The sequence below is a fragment of the Vibrio chagasii genome (assembly GCA_041879415.1).
Lineage (GTDB): Bacteria > Pseudomonadota > Gammaproteobacteria > Enterobacterales > Vibrionaceae > Vibrio.
Genome location: CP090851.1, coordinates 2,166,413 through 2,181,090, shown reverse-complemented (window position 1 = coordinate 2,181,090; position 14,678 = coordinate 2,166,413). Strand labels below are relative to the sequence as shown.

Below are 14,678 nucleotides of genomic sequence, written 5' to 3'. Positions count from 1 at the left end.
AATAAGACGTTGTATAAGTGGTGGCTACTGCGGGATTTGAACCTGCGACCCCATCATTATGAGTGATGTGCTCTAACCAACTGAGCTAAGTAGCCAATAATAAATCTAATAGATTCACTATTTGTTCTCTAATGAAAGAGAAATAATGGTGCGGTCGGAGAGACTTGAACTCTCACACCTCTCGGCGCCAGAACCTAAATCTGGTGCGTCTACCAATTCCGCCACGACCGCAGCAAATCTTTGTAGTTATACTGAGTATTGGTGACTCAATAAAACGTTGTGCTCATTGCTATTAGCAAGGAGTTATAAATAGTGGCTGGGCTACCTGGATTCGAACCAGGGAATGCCGGCATCAAAAGCCGGTGCCTTACCGCTTGGCGATAGCCCAACAATGACATCAATTAAGACATCTAAATAATGGTGCGGTCGGAGAGACTTGAACTCTCACACCTCTCGGCGCCAGAACCTAAATCTGGTGCGTCTACCAATTCCGCCACGACCGCAGCAAATCTTTGTAGTTATACTGAGTATTGGTGACTCAATAAAACGTTGTGCTCATTGCTATTAGCAAGGAGTTATAAATAGTGGCTGGGCTACCTGGATTCGAACCAGGGAATGCCGGCATCAAAAGCCGGTGCCTTACCGCTTGGCGATAGCCCAACAATGACATCAATTAAGACATCTAAATAATGGTGCGGTCGGAGAGACTTGAACTCTCACACCTCTCGGCGCCAGAACCTAAATCTGGTGCGTCTACCAATTCCGCCACGACCGCAGCAAATCTTTGTAGTTATACTGAGTATTGGTGACTCAATAAAACGTTGTGCTCATTGCTATTAGCAAGGAGTTATAAATAGTGGCTGGGCTACCTGGATTCGAACCAGGGAATGCCGGCATCAAAAGCCGGTGCCTTACCGCTTGGCGATAGCCCAACAATGACATCAATTAAGACATCTAAATAATGGTGCGGTCGGAGAGACTTGAACTCTCACACCTCTCGGCGCCAGAACCTAAATCTGGTGCGTCTACCAATTCCGCCACGACCGCAGCAAATCTTTATAGTCATACTGAATATTGGTGATTCAATAAGACGTTGTATAAGTGGTGGCTACTGCGGGATTTGAACCTGCGACCCCATCATTATGAGTGATGTGCTCTAACCAACTGAGCTAAGTAGCCATTTGAGAGCGAGATAATATAATATAATCTTGCTTTCAATGCCATTATCTTTTTAAAGATAATTACACTTTAAATTGTGGCTGGGCTACCTGGATTCGAACCAGGGAATGCCGGCATCAAAAGCCGGTGCCTTACCGCTTGGCGATAGCCCAACAATGATATCGATTAAGACATCTCAATATGGTGCGGACGGAGAGACTTGAACTCTCACACCTTGCGGCGCCAGAACCTAAATCTGGTGCGTCTACCAATTCCGCCACGTCCGCTTTATTTCCTAAAAACTCTGTATAGTTAAAAACAAGTGTTTAATAACGAATAGAGTGCTTAGGAAATGGTGGCTACTGCGGGATTTGAACCTGCGACCCCATCATTATGAGTGATGTGCTCTAACCAACTGAGCTAAGTAGCCATTTCCAAATTGTTGCTCATTTTGAAACGTTGCCGCTTCGCTGTGAACGGGGCGCATTATGCGTAGTTGAGTGAAACCCGTCAACTTTTTTTTTGAATAAATCACGAATAAACATCTGTTCGGTTTCTTTTTAGTCAAAGAGGCGTATTTGTCGGCAAAAAATAGGTCAAAAAGGCGATATATATAGGAAGTTAACTTTCTGATGTCGAACTCTTGGTAAAGAGTAAAAACAAAAAGGCCAGTGAAATTCACTGGCCTTTTAACCGATATTGAATCAGCAATTATACGTTGAAGCGGAAGTGAACAACGTCGCCATCTTTTACGATGTATTCTTTGCCTTCTAGACGCCATTTACCTGCGTCTTTTGCACCGCTCTCACCGTTAAATTCGATGAAGTGATCAAAACCAACAACTTCAGCTCGGATGAAGCCTTTTTCGAAGTCAGTGTGTATCTTACCTGCCGCTTGCGGAGCTGTTGCGCCTACAGGAATTGTCCAAGCTCGAACTTCTTTAACACCCGCAGTGAAGTAAGTTTGAAGAGTCAGTAGTTCGTAACCAGAGCGGATCACTCGGTTTAGACCTGGTTCTTCGATACCCATGTCCGCTAGGAACTCTTCACGATCTTCGTCGTCAAGCTCAGAAAGCTCAGATTCAATAGCAGCACATACTGCAACAACAACGTTGTTCTCTTTTGCAGCGTATTCACGAACAGCATCTAGGTAAGGGTTGTTTTCAAAACCATCTTCAGCAACGTTTGCGATGTACATTGTTGGCTTAAGTGTTAGGAAGTTTAGGTAGCCGATTGCTGCCGCTTCTTCTTTCGCTAGTTCAACAGTACGCGCCATACCACCTTCAGTAAGAACTGGTAGTAGCTTTTCTAGTACAGTGATTTCGAATTTAGCGTCTTTGTCGCCGCCTTTTGCTTTCTTAGCGTTACGTTGAATTGCACGCTCACAGCTGTCTAAGTCAGCAAGTGCAAGTTCAAGGTTGATCACTTCGATATCTTCGATTGGAGATACTTTGCCAGAAACGTGAACGATGTTTTCGTTTTCAAAGCAGCGTACAACGTGACCGATCGCGTCAGTTTCACGGATGTTCGCTAGGAATTTGTTACCAAGACCTTCACCTTTAGATGCACCAGCAACTAGGCCAGCGATATCAACGAATTCCATCGTTGTTGGAAGGATCTTTTGTGGATTAACAATTTTTGCTAATGCATCTAAGCGTAGATCTGGAACCGGAACGATACCTGTGTTTGGTTCGATCGTACAAAATGGAAAGTTTGCTGCTTCGATGCCTGCTTTAGTCAGTGCGTTAAACAGAGTTGACTTACCAACGTTTGGTAGACCAACGATGCCACATTTAAAACCCATGATATAAACCTTATTCTGCTTTGAACGTATGTAAGCGATTTTGTGCTTTTGGTAGGCCATCTTTTAATAAGATGTCTAGGCTGCGAACCGATTCGTCAACGACGGCCTCGATACACTCTTGCTCTTTTTGTGGAGCTTTGCCTAATACATAACCTGCAACTTTATCTTTGTGTCCAGGATGGCCGATGCCTAATCTCAGACGATAGAATTCTTTATTGTTACCCTGTTTGCTGATGATGTCTTTTAGACCGTTGTGTCCACCATGACCACCACCTTTTTTGAACTTTCCAATACCAGGAGGAAGGTCTAACTCATCATGAGCAACCATGATCTCTTCTGGTTTAATTTGGTAGAACTTTGCCAAAGCTGCAACTGCTTTGCCTGACAAGTTCATAAAAGTCGTTGGGATCAGCAAACGAAGATCTTCACCATGAACCATGATACGACCCGTTAGGCCAAAGAACTTTGGTTCGTTCTTCAGTGTTACGTTGTGTACACGTGCTAATTCTTCAACTACCCAAGCACCCGCATTGTGGCGAGTTTTGGCGTATTCTGGACCTGGATTAGCCAGTCCAACGAGAAGTTTTATTTGTTGGCTCAAGGTATGGATCTCTCTTGGGATTTCAAAAAGCGCCGTATGATATCACAGTTTATGAAAAAGGTGCGAGCTAGCTGATGGCACCATGATTATTCCGAGCTGTGATAAACAACAGTCACCAGGTATAAAAAAAGCACTTCATCAAATGAAGTGCTTAATGTCTTTCTCTAACGAGTTTCTAAAACAAAGCTAAATAGCCTTGATTAGTTGAACATCGCTGAGATTGATTCTTCGTTGCTGATACGACGAATCGCTTCAGCAAGCATGCGAGAAAGGCTAAGTGTTGTTACTTTACCTGTCGCAGCCATCTCTGGAGATAGAGAGATAGAATCCGTTACGATAACTTGGTCTAGAACAGAGTTCTTGATGTTGTTCGCAGCAGTACCAGAGAAAACAGCGTGAGTTGCGTAAGCGAATACACGCTTAGCACCGCGCTCTTTAAGCGCTTCAGCTGCTTTACATAGTGTGCCACCTGTATCGATCATGTCATCAACGATGACACAGTCGCGGCCTTCAACATCACCGATTAGGTTCATTACTTCTGAAACGTTAGCACGTGGACGACGCTTATCAACGATAGCGATATCAACGTCACCTAGCGCTTTAGCCGTTGCACGAGCACGTACAACACCACCAAGGTCTGGAGAAACCACAACTGGGTTTTCTAGGCCACGGTTAGCCATGTCTTCTAGAAGAACTGGAGTACCGAAGATGTTATCAACTGGTACATCGAAGAAGCCTTGGATTTGCTCTGCGTGTAGGTCGATAGTAAGAACGCGGTCTACGCCAACGTTAGAAAGGAAATCTGCAACAACTTTTGCAGTAATTGGCACACGTGCAGAACGTACACGACGATCTTGACGGGCATAACCGAAGTAAGGGATTACAGCAGTAATACGGCCAGCAGAAGCGCGGCGCATTGCGTCAATCATTACCACCAATTCCATTAGGTTGTCATTGGTTGGTGCACAAGTTGATTGAATCAGGAATACATCGCTACCACGAACGTTTTCATTGATTTGAACAGCGACTTCGCCATCAGAAAAACGGTCTACAGTAGCATCGCCAAGAGAGATGTATAGACGATCAGCAATACGTTGGGCTAGTTCAGGTGTTGCGTTACCAGCAAATAGCTTCATATCAGGCACGGTGGAAACCTCGGGTTGCGTCCAGTTTTAAATAGATTGTGGGTGGGCTGAGTGGTATTCAGCCAACGTTTCTTTCAAAGGAGAAATGTTTCGTCCTTTCGCTACAAATGCGGAAACGGTGTCAGGTAGTTTTTCTAGCACCAATTCGGCTTCTTTTTTGCTGCTAAATTCAGCAAAAACGCACGAACCTGTGCCAGTCAATCTCGACGGCGCATATTGTAGCAGCCATGAAAGTTGCTTATCAACCTCTGGGTACAGCATTCGAACAATTTTTTCGCAATCGTTTACGTATTCTTGCTCTAGAAGCGTTGATAACGCTCGCTTTGGCGTATTTCTGGTTAATTCTGGATGTGTGAATATGTCCACAGTTGCTATGCTCACTTGAGGTTTGACCACGAGATACCATTTTTCATCCGGATTAGCTGGCAACAGCTGCTCACCGACGCCTTCAGCAAAGGCGGCATAGCCTCGTACAAACACTGGAACATCTGCACCAAGCTTCAGACCGATCTCTGCAAGTTGATCATCAGAAAGGTTTAGTTGCCACAAGTAATTAAGTGCAACCAACACAGTTGCAGCATTTGAAGAGCCTCCGCCAATACCACCACCCATTGGTAGCACTTTCTTTAGCTCAATATCGGCACCGAAAGAGGTTGAGGTGTATTGCTGAAGTGCTGTAGCGGCCTTCCAGATCAGGTTTTCTTCAAGTGCTACTCCAGGAATTTCTGGCGTGATGGTTATCGAACTCGTTTCTGAGTTGGCGGTAACCGTGAGTTCATCACCAAAGTCAACGAACTGAAATAATGTTTGAAGTTCGTGGTAACCATTATCACGTCGGCCAGTGATATAAAGAAATAGATTCAGCTTTGCTGGAGAAGGCCAGTGTGTTGGTGTTGTAATCATTTTTTCAGTGTCCACTTCGAAACTACGATGTTGATTTTGTTTTGGTCTTGCTTGAAAGAGAGTCGAGTAGGGAGCGGAATCGTCTCTACATTTGCTTTGTCTTCACCAGATTGCAGCGTATTCGACATCTCTGTGTTGCGATAGTTTGTAAAACTCAGAGTCCATAGTTGGTTGCTGACTTGCTTGGTTAGTGACTCAAGGGTGTTCGTTGTATTTAGCTGATAGCTATCCGCTTGGTCTGGAATGCCAAGGAACCATTGTGGCAGATGATCAACCGGGATCTTCAAGCCTGTAAGCTGTTCAACCAAGATAGACGCGCTTACGTGGGTAAATATTTGGTCATCATAAGTGACGACTTTGGCGCCAGATGGATCAATGGTCAGGTTTAATGCGGTCTGACCAAGGAAAGTGGTGAGTCTTAATTGGCTTTGGTTTGGAGAGTGCTTCCAAACGAAATTGAGGCTTTGGCGCTGCTCGGGAGATATGTACGCAAGCTTACCGGAGGCTTGATAGTTTTCTATCTGCAATAGGCGGCTTTGGTGCGCTTGCCATTCAACACTTGTCGGTTGTTCCGGGATAGACGAGCAACCCACCATGATTATGGTAATAAAAATAAGAGACGCGATTTTACGAAGCTTGCCCATATTTGCTCACAACTTGTTCAAATTCATCTAAAAAACGCTTCAACTATAGCATTGAATTCACGAAGTCAGGAAAACAAATCCCGCTTGCTCTTTAAATAGAGCCATGCATCAAGTAAAATTCGCCCCTTGTTTCCATTCCCTGATCGAGAACTTCTGATACATGTCTTTGCTTGCCGTAGGTATCAATCACAATACAGCGTCGGTTGAATTGCGAGAAAAAGTCGCTTTTGGTCCAGATAAACTGTCTGAGGCACTCAAGCAACTTAACGCAAATGCACACGTAAATGGAAGTGTCATACTTTCTACCTGTAACCGAACTGAAGTGTATTGTGACGTTAAAAGCGGAGCAAAAAACAAGCTTATCGATTGGTTATCGGTTTTCCATCAAGTTAGCCCTGAAGAGCTAAAGCCAAGTCTTTATATCCATGAAGAGCAGGCCGCCATTAAACATTTGATGCGCGTTGCTTGTGGTTTGGACTCTTTGGTTTTGGGTGAGCCGCAAATCTTAGGTCAGGTTAAGCAAGCTTATACAGACTCTCGTGGTAGCAAGTCTGTTGATGCTTCAATGGAAAAGCTGTTCCAGAAATCATTTTCTGTAGCGAAGCGCGTTCGAACTGAAACAGAAATCGGCGGAAGTGCGGTGTCTGTGGCTTACGCAGCTTGTACCTTGGCCAAGCATATTTTTGAGTCAATTGCTGATTCTACTGTGCTGTTAGTTGGCGCTGGTGAAACGATTGAACTCGTGGCTAAGCACCTTTCAGCAAATGGCTGTACTAAAATGATTGTGGCTAACCGAACTCGTGAGCGTGCTTTAGGGCTAGCCGAAGAGTTTGGTGCAGAAGTGATCAGCTTAAATGAAATTCCGGATCACCTACACAGAGCTGATATTGTGATCAGTTCAACCGCAAGCCCGCTGCCAATTATTGGTAAAGGCATGGTTGAGACCGCTCTGAAGAAAAGAAAACATCAACCTATGTTATTGGTTGATATTGCAGTGCCTCGTGATGTTGAATCTCAGGTTGGCGAACTGAACGATGCTTACCTTTATTCGGTTGATGATTTGCAGTCGATTGTTGATGGCAACATCGAGCAACGTAAAGTGGAAGCAATCCAAGCTGAAGCAATAGTCAGTGAAGAAAGTGCTGCGTTCATGAGTTGGATGCGCTCACTACAAGCGGTCGACAGTATTCGTGAGTACCGAAAGTCAGCGAATGAAATCCGCGAAGAATTATTGAGTAAAAGTTTACAATCACTTGCCGCTGGCGGTGACCCTGAGAAAGTTTTACTAGAGCTTAGTAATAAGCTCACAAACAAATTGATCCATGCTCCAACCCGCGCACTACAAAGTGCTGCTGAGCAAGGAGAACCTGCGAAATTAACGGTCATTAGACAGAGTTTGGGCCTAGAAGACCCTCAATAATATTAGACCTCCAACAAGATAAGACATTATGAAAGCCTCGATTCTAGTAAAGCTTGAAACACTTGTTGAACGCTACGAAGAAGTTCAACACCTGCTTGGCGATCCAGATGTGATCGGTGATCAAAACAAATTCCGTGCACTATCTAAAGAGTACTCTCAGTTAGAAGAAGTGACTAAGTGCTTCCAAGCTTACCAGCAAGCTCAAGACGATCTAGAAGCTGCCGAAGATATGGCGCAGGAAGACGACGAAGAGATGCGCGAAATGGCGCAGGAAGAGATTAAAGAAGCGAAAGAGGCGATTGAGCGTCTAACTGACGAACTTCAGATTCTTCTTCTACCTAAAGATCCAAACGATGAGCGTAACTGTTTCCTAGAGATCCGTGCCGGTGCGGGCGGTGATGAAGCGGGTATTTTCGCGGGTAACCTTTTCCGTATGTACTCTAAGTTTGCAGAGAAGAAAGGCTGGCGCGTTGAGGTAATGAGCAGCAATGACTCAGAGCAAGGCGGCTACAAAGAGATGATCGCTAAAGTAAGCGGTGAAGGCGTTTACGGTGTGATGAAGTTTGAGTCAGGCGGTCACCGTGTACAACGTGTACCAGAGACTGAATCTCAAGGCCGTGTTCATACTTCTGCATGTACTGTTGCTGTTATGCCTGAAATCCCAGAAGCGGATCTTCCAGAAATTAAGGCTGCAGACCTGAAAATCGATACTTTCCGTGCATCTGGCGCGGGTGGTCAGCACGTTAACACCACGGATTCAGCTATCCGTATTACTCACTTGCCAACAGGTACAGTAGTAGAGTGTCAGGACGAGCGTTCTCAACACAAAAACAAAGCGAAGGCGATGGCAGTTCTTGCTGCACGTATTGTACAAGCTGAAGAAGAGCGTCGTGCTGCTGAAGTTTCAGACACGCGTCGTAACCTATTAGGCTCGGGTGACCGTAGTGACCGTATCCGTACTTACAACTACCCGCAAGGTCGTGTTTCTGATCACCGCATCAACCTAACACTTTACCGCCTGAACGAAGTGTTAGAAGGTGACATGCAAAGTCTGATTGATCCGGTTCTGCAAGAGCACCAAGCAGACCAACTTGCTGCGCTAGCTGAGAACAACTAAACCCTATGCAATCTGCCTATACGGTTGAAAGTGCATTAAAAGCAGCAATCGTAGCGCTTCAAGAGGGTGACAATACGTCACCCTCAATTGATGCTGCGGTACTGCTTTGTCACGCCTTAGATAAACCAAGATCTTACCTGTTAACTTGGCCTGAGAAGCACCTTACCTCAGAACAAGAATCTGAATTTCAAGCCCTTTTAAAACGTCGTTTAACCGGTGAGCCTGTGGCTTACATTGTCGGTGAACGTGAGTTTTGGTCGCTGCCGTTAAAAGTTTCGCCATCTACTTTAATTCCTCGCCCAGATACTGAGCGCTTGGTTGAAGTCGCGTTGGATAAAACCTATGGCAAACAAGGTGCGATTCTTGATTTAGGTACAGGTACAGGTGCTATTGCATTGGCGTTAGCGTCTGAGATGCCAAATCGACCAGTGACAGGCATTGACCTTCGTCCAGAAGCTCAAGCGCTTGCAACCGAGAATGCGAAGCGCTTGAATATCACCAATGCTACGTTCTTGCATGGTAGTTGGTTTGACCCGCTTAGCGGTCTGGCTTCTGATGGCGATGAGGTTAAGTTCTCTCTGATTGTCTCTAACCCACCTTACATAGAGAAAGATGATCCTCATCTATCTCAGGGCGATGTGCGTTTTGAGCCGATTACTGCGCTTGTTGCTGAAGAGAAAGGGCTTGCTGATATTCGCTACATTTCTGAAAACGCACGTGGCTTTTTGGAAAATGAGGGGTGGTTGGTGTTTGAACACGGTTACGATCAAGGCGTGGCTGTACGTGAGATAATGCAAGCGCTAGGTTATCTCGATGTGGTTACAGAGAAAGATTACGGCGGTAATGACCGAGTGACACTAGGTCGCTATTGCTCATAGTTCGTTGTTGTTTGCTCGGGGGCTTAGTCGTTGCTGGCCACTCATGAAACCCTAAAGGGCGAACTTACGAAATTGATACCTATAACGCGAAATTACATTTGACTCGCTAATGCATTTAACGCAGAAATACAGAGCACCAACGGGTCCAATGTCGCTCGTGTTAACGAAAGCACATATAAAAATATAAAGGAATACCATGTACGAAGGTTTAAAACATTTTCACCTACTAACGATTGCGATAAGCGTGTCACTTCTTTCTATTCGTTTCGTTCTTATGATGGCGAACTCACCAAAGCTTAAGCACCCTTTCTTGCAGCGTTTCCCTCATATCAATGACTCGTTGCTATTGCTATCGGGTATTGGCTTGATTTTTATCACTGGCTTTATTCCATTTACTCCAGCCGCGCCATGGCTAACAGAAAAGCTAACTTGTGTGATGGCTTACATCGCATTGGGTTTCTTTGCGCTTAAGTTGGGTAAAAACAAGTTATTGAGAGTATTCTCGTTCTTCGGTGCGCTTGGCTGGTTAGCTATGGCTGGCAAAATTGCGATGACGAAGACACCAACATTTTTCGGTTAATGATCTCCTTATTTCGGTTAACTACCTATGTACGAATTTTTTGACGAAGACTTTGACCAGCTAGAATTAGCTGAAGGTGCATTGATCTTAAATAAAGCGATTAACCCAGACACTCAAGACAATTGGGCTGAGCAAGAGCTGGCAAGACTGTTTAAAGAAGCTGAGTTTGCCTTGGTTCATGAAACCGATGAGCAACAGAAGTTTGAGTCCTTTATTCGACTATTCTTCTATGAATGGGGCTTTGCGGGTGATAAAGACGCTTATTTCTCTTCAGAGAACGCTTTCATCGATAAAGTGCTAGAGCGTAAGAAAGGCATTCCTGTCAGTCTTGGCGCGATCTTTCTTTTTCTAGGTCGCAAGCTAGGCTTTCCTGTAGAGGGGGTCTCTTTCCCGACTCAGTTTCTGCTTAAAGTGACTTGGTACGGCCAAGCAGCAGTGTATATCAACCCTTACAACGGTGAGTACGTTGGTGAGCAAACGTTACGAGCGTGGTTGATTGGCCATGATGGTCCATTAGCTGAGCTTAAATCTGAGCATTTAGAAGTGGCTGACCATCCAACAATCATTGGTAAGTGGTTAGCGCTACTAAAAAGTGCGCTGCTAAGAGAAGAGCGCTATACGCTTGCATTGAAATGTACAGACCTTGCATTAACGTTTGTACCTGACGACCCGTATGAAATCCGCGACCGTGGCTTTATCTATCAGCAGTTGGATTGTCATCAAGTGGCAGCGACGGATTACCAATATTTTATCGACCAATGCCCAGATGACCCTGCATCTGAGTTACTGAAATCTCAAGTGAACGTCATGAATGAAAAGACCGTGGTTGTTCACTAATTAATAATTATTTAGAGAGAATATGATGGAACAGAAAACAGTTCATATTGGCGATATGCCAATTGCTAACGACAAGCCATTTACGCTATTTGCAGGCATGAACGTTCTTGAATCTCGCGATCTAGCAATGCAGATCTGTGAGCACTACGTGAAAGTAACTGAAAAGCTGGGTATCCCTTATGTATTTAAGGCGTCTTTTGACAAGGCAAACCGTAGCTCAGTTCACTCATACCGTGGCCCTGGTATGGAAGAAGGTCTAAAAATCTTCCAAGAATTGAAAGACACATTCGGCGTGAAGATCATTACTGATGTTCACACTGAAGCACAAGCTCAGCCGGTTGCTGATGTGGTTGATGTTATTCAGCTTCCAGCATTCCTAGCTCGTCAAACGGACCTTGTTGAAGCGATGGCGAAGACTGGCGCAGTTATCAACGTGAAGAAGCCTCAGTTCATGAGCCCGAACCAAGTTGGTAACATCGTTGATAAATTCGCAGAATGTGGCAACGACAAGATTATCCTTTGTGAACGTGGTTCTTGCATGGGTTACGACAACCTAGTTGTAGATATGCTTGGTTTTGGCGTAATGAAGAAAGCTTCAAACGGCAGCCCAATCATCTTTGACGTGACGCACTCTCTACAGATGCGTGACCCTTCAGGTGCTGCATCTGGCGGTCGTCGTGAGCAAACGGTTGAACTTGCAAAAGCGGGTCTTGCGACAGGTATTGCTGGTCTATTCATTGAAGCTCACCCGAACCCAGATCAAGCACGCTGTGATGGTCCATCTGCACTGCCTCTAGATAAGCTAGAGCCGTTCTTGAAGCAGATGAAAGCACTTGACGACCTTATCAAAGGTTTTGACCACATCGATATTAAATAGTCGAAAAGTCTAGAATTCAAAGCCGGCGTAATTGCCGGCTTTTTTGTACCTATAGCTAAGCGAATGGCGCTAGCGTTAGTATGGTATTGTAATGTTATAACGTAATCATTAAGGCTCTGATAAATCGAATAAATTTAACGAAGGTCACTTTGTAGCGCTTTCGAACTGAGTAAATCACAAATAATCTAAAAAATGATGAAAACGTTTGCCTGTGATCACTTATTAGCTCAACTGCAACTTTGTCGCTTTGTTACACACTCGATAGGGGATTATGGTGATCTATCCTACATAAATATGAAATCACTCTGTTAGGTTTACCGTCTTAATTTAAACTACTTCAAGTTTTACCATTCTCTAACCATGTTTATTAACTAAACACGGGCTCTATGGGAGTGGAAGAAGCAGTGGATTCCCCTAAAAAGTTCAAAGGTATGACAATGAAGCAACGCCTTATTCTAAAGACAGCACTAAGTGCTGCAATTCTAGCGACTTTAGCTGGTTGTGCGTCTCAATCTGCTCATGATTGGAACCAAGACGAAACTTACAAGCTAACGATTCTTCACACTAACGACAACCATGGTCGTTTCTGGCAGAACAAATACGGCGAATACGGCATGTCTGCGCGTAAAACGCTGATTGATCAACTTCGTGCAGAAGTTGAAGCAGAAGGCGGTAGCGTGTTGCTTCTATCTGGTGGTGACATCAACACAGGTGTACCAGAGTCAGATCTTCAAGATGCAGAACCTGATTTCAAAGGTATGAACAAGATTGGTTACGATGCAATGGCACTTGGTAACCATGAGTTTGATAACTCACTAGACGTACTACAAAAGCAAATCGATTGGGCTAACTTCCCAATGCTATCTGCAAACATCTACGATAAAGCGACTGGTGAACGTAAGTTCCAAGCTTACGAGATGTTTGAAAAGCAAGGTATTAAAATCGCGGTTATTGGTTTAACAACTGAAGATACCCAAAAGATTGGTAACCCTGAGTTCATCGCAGGTATCGATTTCCGTGACCCTAAAGAAGAAGCGAAGAAACTGATCGCTGAACTTAAAGAAACAGAAAAACCGGATCTTATCTTTGCTGTGACTCATATGGGTCACTACGAAAATGGTCAGCGTGGCGTTAACGCACCAGGTGATGTTGCACTAGCGCGTTACCTAGACGAAGGTGACCTAGACATGATCGTTGGTGGTCACTCTCAAGAGCCTGTATGTATGGAAGGCCCTAACGTTGCGAAGAAAAACTTCAAGCCGGGTGATGAGTGTAAACCTGACCTTCAAAACGGTACTTACATCGTTCAAGCTCACGAATGGGGCAAATACGTAGGTCGTGCTGATTACGAATTCCGTAATGGCGAACTAGAAATGGTGAGCTACGACCTAATCCCAGTTAACCTGAAGAAAAAGGTTAAGATCGACGGTAAGAAGCAACGCGTACTTATCCAAGACGAGATTGCGCAAGATCCAGAACTACTAGAGTTCCTACGTCCATTCCAAGAGCAAGGCCAAGCACAGCTTGAAGTTAAGATTGCTGAAACAAATGGCAAGCTTGAAGGTGACCGTAACGTAGTTCGTTTCCAACAGACTAACCTAGGTCGTCTGATTGCAACTTCTCACATGGAGCGTGCAAAAGCAGACTTCGCTGTGATGAACTCTGGTGGTGTTCGTGATTCAATTGAAGCGGGTGAAGTAACATACAAAGATGTACTAACAGTACAACCTTTTGCAAACATCCTGACTTACACAGACATGACGGGTAAAGAAGCTCTAGATTACCTAAATGTAGTAGCGACTAAACCAATCGACTCAGGTGCTTACGCACAATTCGCTGGTATCTCAATGACAGTAGCGAACGGTGAAGTGTCTGACGTTGTTATTGGTGGTAAGCCACTTAACTTAGAAGAAACGTACCGCTTCACTGTACCAAGCTTTAACGCTGCGGGTGGTGACGGCTACCCTAAACTGTCTGACCACCCTGGTTACGTAAACACAGGTTTTGTTGACGCTGAGGTACTGAAAGAGTACCTAGAAGCGAATAGCCCAGTTGATGTGAACAAGTACGCTCCTTCTGGTCAAATTGTTTACAAGTAATTGGATCATTGAGCGCTAAATTCGATTGACTCTAGCGCCATGATAAATTTAACTAAAGCGACGCTCCGGCGTCGCTTTTTGTTTATCTATCGTTTGGATTTGTTATGACCCCTGCAATCAATCTTGCCAAGAAAAAGAAAATCGCTCATACGGTTCATCAGTATCACCATGATGCCAACAATACTAACTATGGGTTAGAAGCCGTTGAGGCGCTTGGGCAGGATCCTAAACGTGTATTCAAAACGCTTCTATTCTGCCTAAATGGTGTCGCTAAAGATTTGGCTGTTGCGGTGATTCCTGTCGACCAGAAACTAAATTTGAAACTTGCGGCTAAAGCGGCAAAAGGTAAAAAAGCAGAGATGGCGAACCCGGATATTGCTCAGAAAACCACAGGTTATGTAGTGGGGGGGATCAGCCCGCTTGGTCAGAAGAAAGCGCTGCCGACTTTTGTTCATTCCAGTGCGACGGAGTTTGAAACGATCTGCGTAAGTGCAGGAAAGCGAGGGTTAGAAATTGAACTCGCCCCTAAAGATTTAGCTCAACTGACTCGAGCTCAGTTTACGGATTTGTGCTTGCAAGCTGATGGCTAGTCGTCACAAGGCATGATGTATGAGAG

General features: G+C 44.7%; 13 protein-coding genes and 12 tRNA genes. 8 read left to right on the top strand and 17 right to left on the bottom strand.

What is annotated here, in order from left to right:
• Window positions 1-18: 18 nt before the first annotated feature.
• The 17 genes from L0991_09865 to lolB form a co-directional block, all read right to left on the bottom strand.
• Window positions 19-95, bottom strand: a tRNA-Met gene (locus L0991_09865).
• Between the two features lie 51 nt (window positions 96-146).
• Window positions 147-231: transfer RNA gene (locus L0991_09860), tRNA-Leu, on the bottom strand.
• A gap of 82 nt (window positions 232-313) precedes the next feature.
• A tRNA-Gln gene (locus L0991_09855) sits at window positions 314-388 on the bottom strand.
• Window positions 389-418: 30 nt separating this feature from the next.
• Window positions 419-503: transfer RNA gene (locus L0991_09850), tRNA-Leu, on the bottom strand.
• 82 nt (window positions 504-585) lie between these two features.
• A tRNA-Gln gene (locus L0991_09845) sits at window positions 586-660 on the bottom strand.
• A 30-nt stretch (window positions 661-690) separates the two neighbouring features.
• Window positions 691-775: transfer RNA gene (locus L0991_09840), tRNA-Leu, on the bottom strand.
• An 82-nt stretch (window positions 776-857) separates the two neighbouring features.
• A tRNA-Gln gene (locus L0991_09835) sits at window positions 858-932 on the bottom strand.
• 30 nt (window positions 933-962) lie between these two features.
• Window positions 963-1,047 (bottom strand) — tRNA-Leu (locus L0991_09830).
• A 55-nt stretch (window positions 1,048-1,102) separates the two neighbouring features.
• A tRNA-Met gene (locus L0991_09825) sits at window positions 1,103-1,179 on the bottom strand.
• A gap of 77 nt (window positions 1,180-1,256) precedes the next feature.
• Window positions 1,257-1,331, bottom strand: a tRNA-Gln gene (locus L0991_09820).
• 29 nt (window positions 1,332-1,360) lie between these two features.
• Window positions 1,361-1,445 (bottom strand) — tRNA-Leu (locus L0991_09815).
• Between the two features lie 66 nt (window positions 1,446-1,511).
• A tRNA-Met gene (locus L0991_09810) sits at window positions 1,512-1,588 on the bottom strand.
• A 281-nt stretch (window positions 1,589-1,869) separates the two neighbouring features.
• A complete protein-coding gene (gene ychF, locus L0991_09805) occupies window positions 1,870-2,961 on the bottom strand; it encodes a redox-regulated ATPase YchF (GenBank protein XGB61733.1) in 1,092 nt (363 codons plus the stop codon).
• A gap of 10 nt (window positions 2,962-2,971) precedes the next feature.
• Complete coding sequence (gene pth, locus L0991_09800) at window positions 2,972-3,562, bottom strand: aminoacyl-tRNA hydrolase (GenBank protein XGB61732.1); 591 nt, start codon at window positions 3,560-3,562, stop codon at window positions 2,972-2,974.
• Between the two features lie 200 nt (window positions 3,563-3,762).
• Complete coding sequence (locus tag L0991_09795) at window positions 3,763-4,707, bottom strand: ribose-phosphate pyrophosphokinase (GenBank protein ID XGB61731.1); 945 nt, start codon at window positions 4,705-4,707, stop codon at window positions 3,763-3,765.
• A gap of 27 nt (window positions 4,708-4,734) precedes the next feature.
• Window positions 4,735-5,610: a 4-(cytidine 5'-diphospho)-2-C-methyl-D-erythritol kinase gene (gene ispE, locus L0991_09790; protein ID XGB61730.1), complete on the bottom strand. Its 876-nt coding sequence runs from the start codon at window positions 5,608-5,610 to the stop codon at window positions 4,735-4,737.
• On the bottom strand, window positions 5,607-6,254 hold the full coding sequence (gene lolB, locus L0991_09785; GenBank protein XGB61729.1) for a lipoprotein insertase outer membrane protein LolB: 648 nt from the start codon (window positions 6,252-6,254) through the stop codon (window positions 5,607-5,609). The genes ispE and lolB overlap by 4 nt, the downstream gene beginning before the upstream one ends.
• Before the next feature lie 160 nt (window positions 6,255-6,414).
• Here lolB and hemA point away from each other — a divergent pair, with 160 nt between their 5' ends.
• The 8 genes from hemA to ybaK all read left to right on the top strand — a co-directional run bounded on the left by hemA (window position 6,415) and on the right by ybaK (window position 14,652).
• Window positions 6,415-7,674, top strand: coding sequence for a glutamyl-tRNA reductase (hemA, locus tag L0991_09780; GenBank protein ID XGB61728.1), 1,260 nt, complete (start codon window positions 6,415-6,417; stop codon window positions 7,672-7,674).
• Window positions 7,675-7,702: 28 nt separating this feature from the next.
• Window positions 7,703-8,791, top strand: a complete 1,089-nt coding sequence (prfA, locus tag L0991_09775; protein ID XGB61727.1) for a peptide chain release factor 1 — start codon at window positions 7,703-7,705, stop codon at window positions 8,789-8,791.
• Between the two features lie 5 nt (window positions 8,792-8,796).
• Window positions 8,797-9,669, top strand: a complete 873-nt coding sequence (gene prmC / locus L0991_09770) for a peptide chain release factor N(5)-glutamine methyltransferase (GenBank protein ID XGB61726.1) — start codon at window positions 8,797-8,799, stop codon at window positions 9,667-9,669.
• A gap of 196 nt (window positions 9,670-9,865) precedes the next feature.
• Entirely contained in the window at window positions 9,866-10,249 is a 384-nt protein-coding gene (locus L0991_09765; protein ID XGB61725.1) for a SirB2 family protein, read from the top strand.
• A 27-nt stretch (window positions 10,250-10,276) separates the two neighbouring features.
• Window positions 10,277-11,086: a SirB1 family protein gene (locus L0991_09760; GenBank protein ID XGB61724.1), complete on the top strand. Its 810-nt coding sequence runs from the start codon at window positions 10,277-10,279 to the stop codon at window positions 11,084-11,086.
• A gap of 25 nt (window positions 11,087-11,111) precedes the next feature.
• Window positions 11,112-11,963: a 3-deoxy-8-phosphooctulonate synthase gene (kdsA, locus tag L0991_09755; GenBank protein ID XGB63879.1), complete on the top strand. Its 852-nt coding sequence runs from the start codon at window positions 11,112-11,114 to the stop codon at window positions 11,961-11,963.
• 437 nt (window positions 11,964-12,400) lie between these two features.
• Window positions 12,401-14,062, top strand: a complete 1,662-nt coding sequence (gene ushA / locus L0991_09750) for a bifunctional UDP-sugar hydrolase/5'-nucleotidase UshA (protein XGB61723.1) — start codon at window positions 12,401-12,403, stop codon at window positions 14,060-14,062.
• Window positions 14,063-14,166: 104 nt separating this feature from the next.
• Window positions 14,167-14,652, top strand: coding sequence for a Cys-tRNA(Pro) deacylase (ybaK, locus tag L0991_09745; GenBank protein ID XGB61722.1), 486 nt, complete (start codon window positions 14,167-14,169; stop codon window positions 14,650-14,652).
• The last annotated feature ends 26 nt before the right edge of the window (window positions 14,653-14,678 follow it).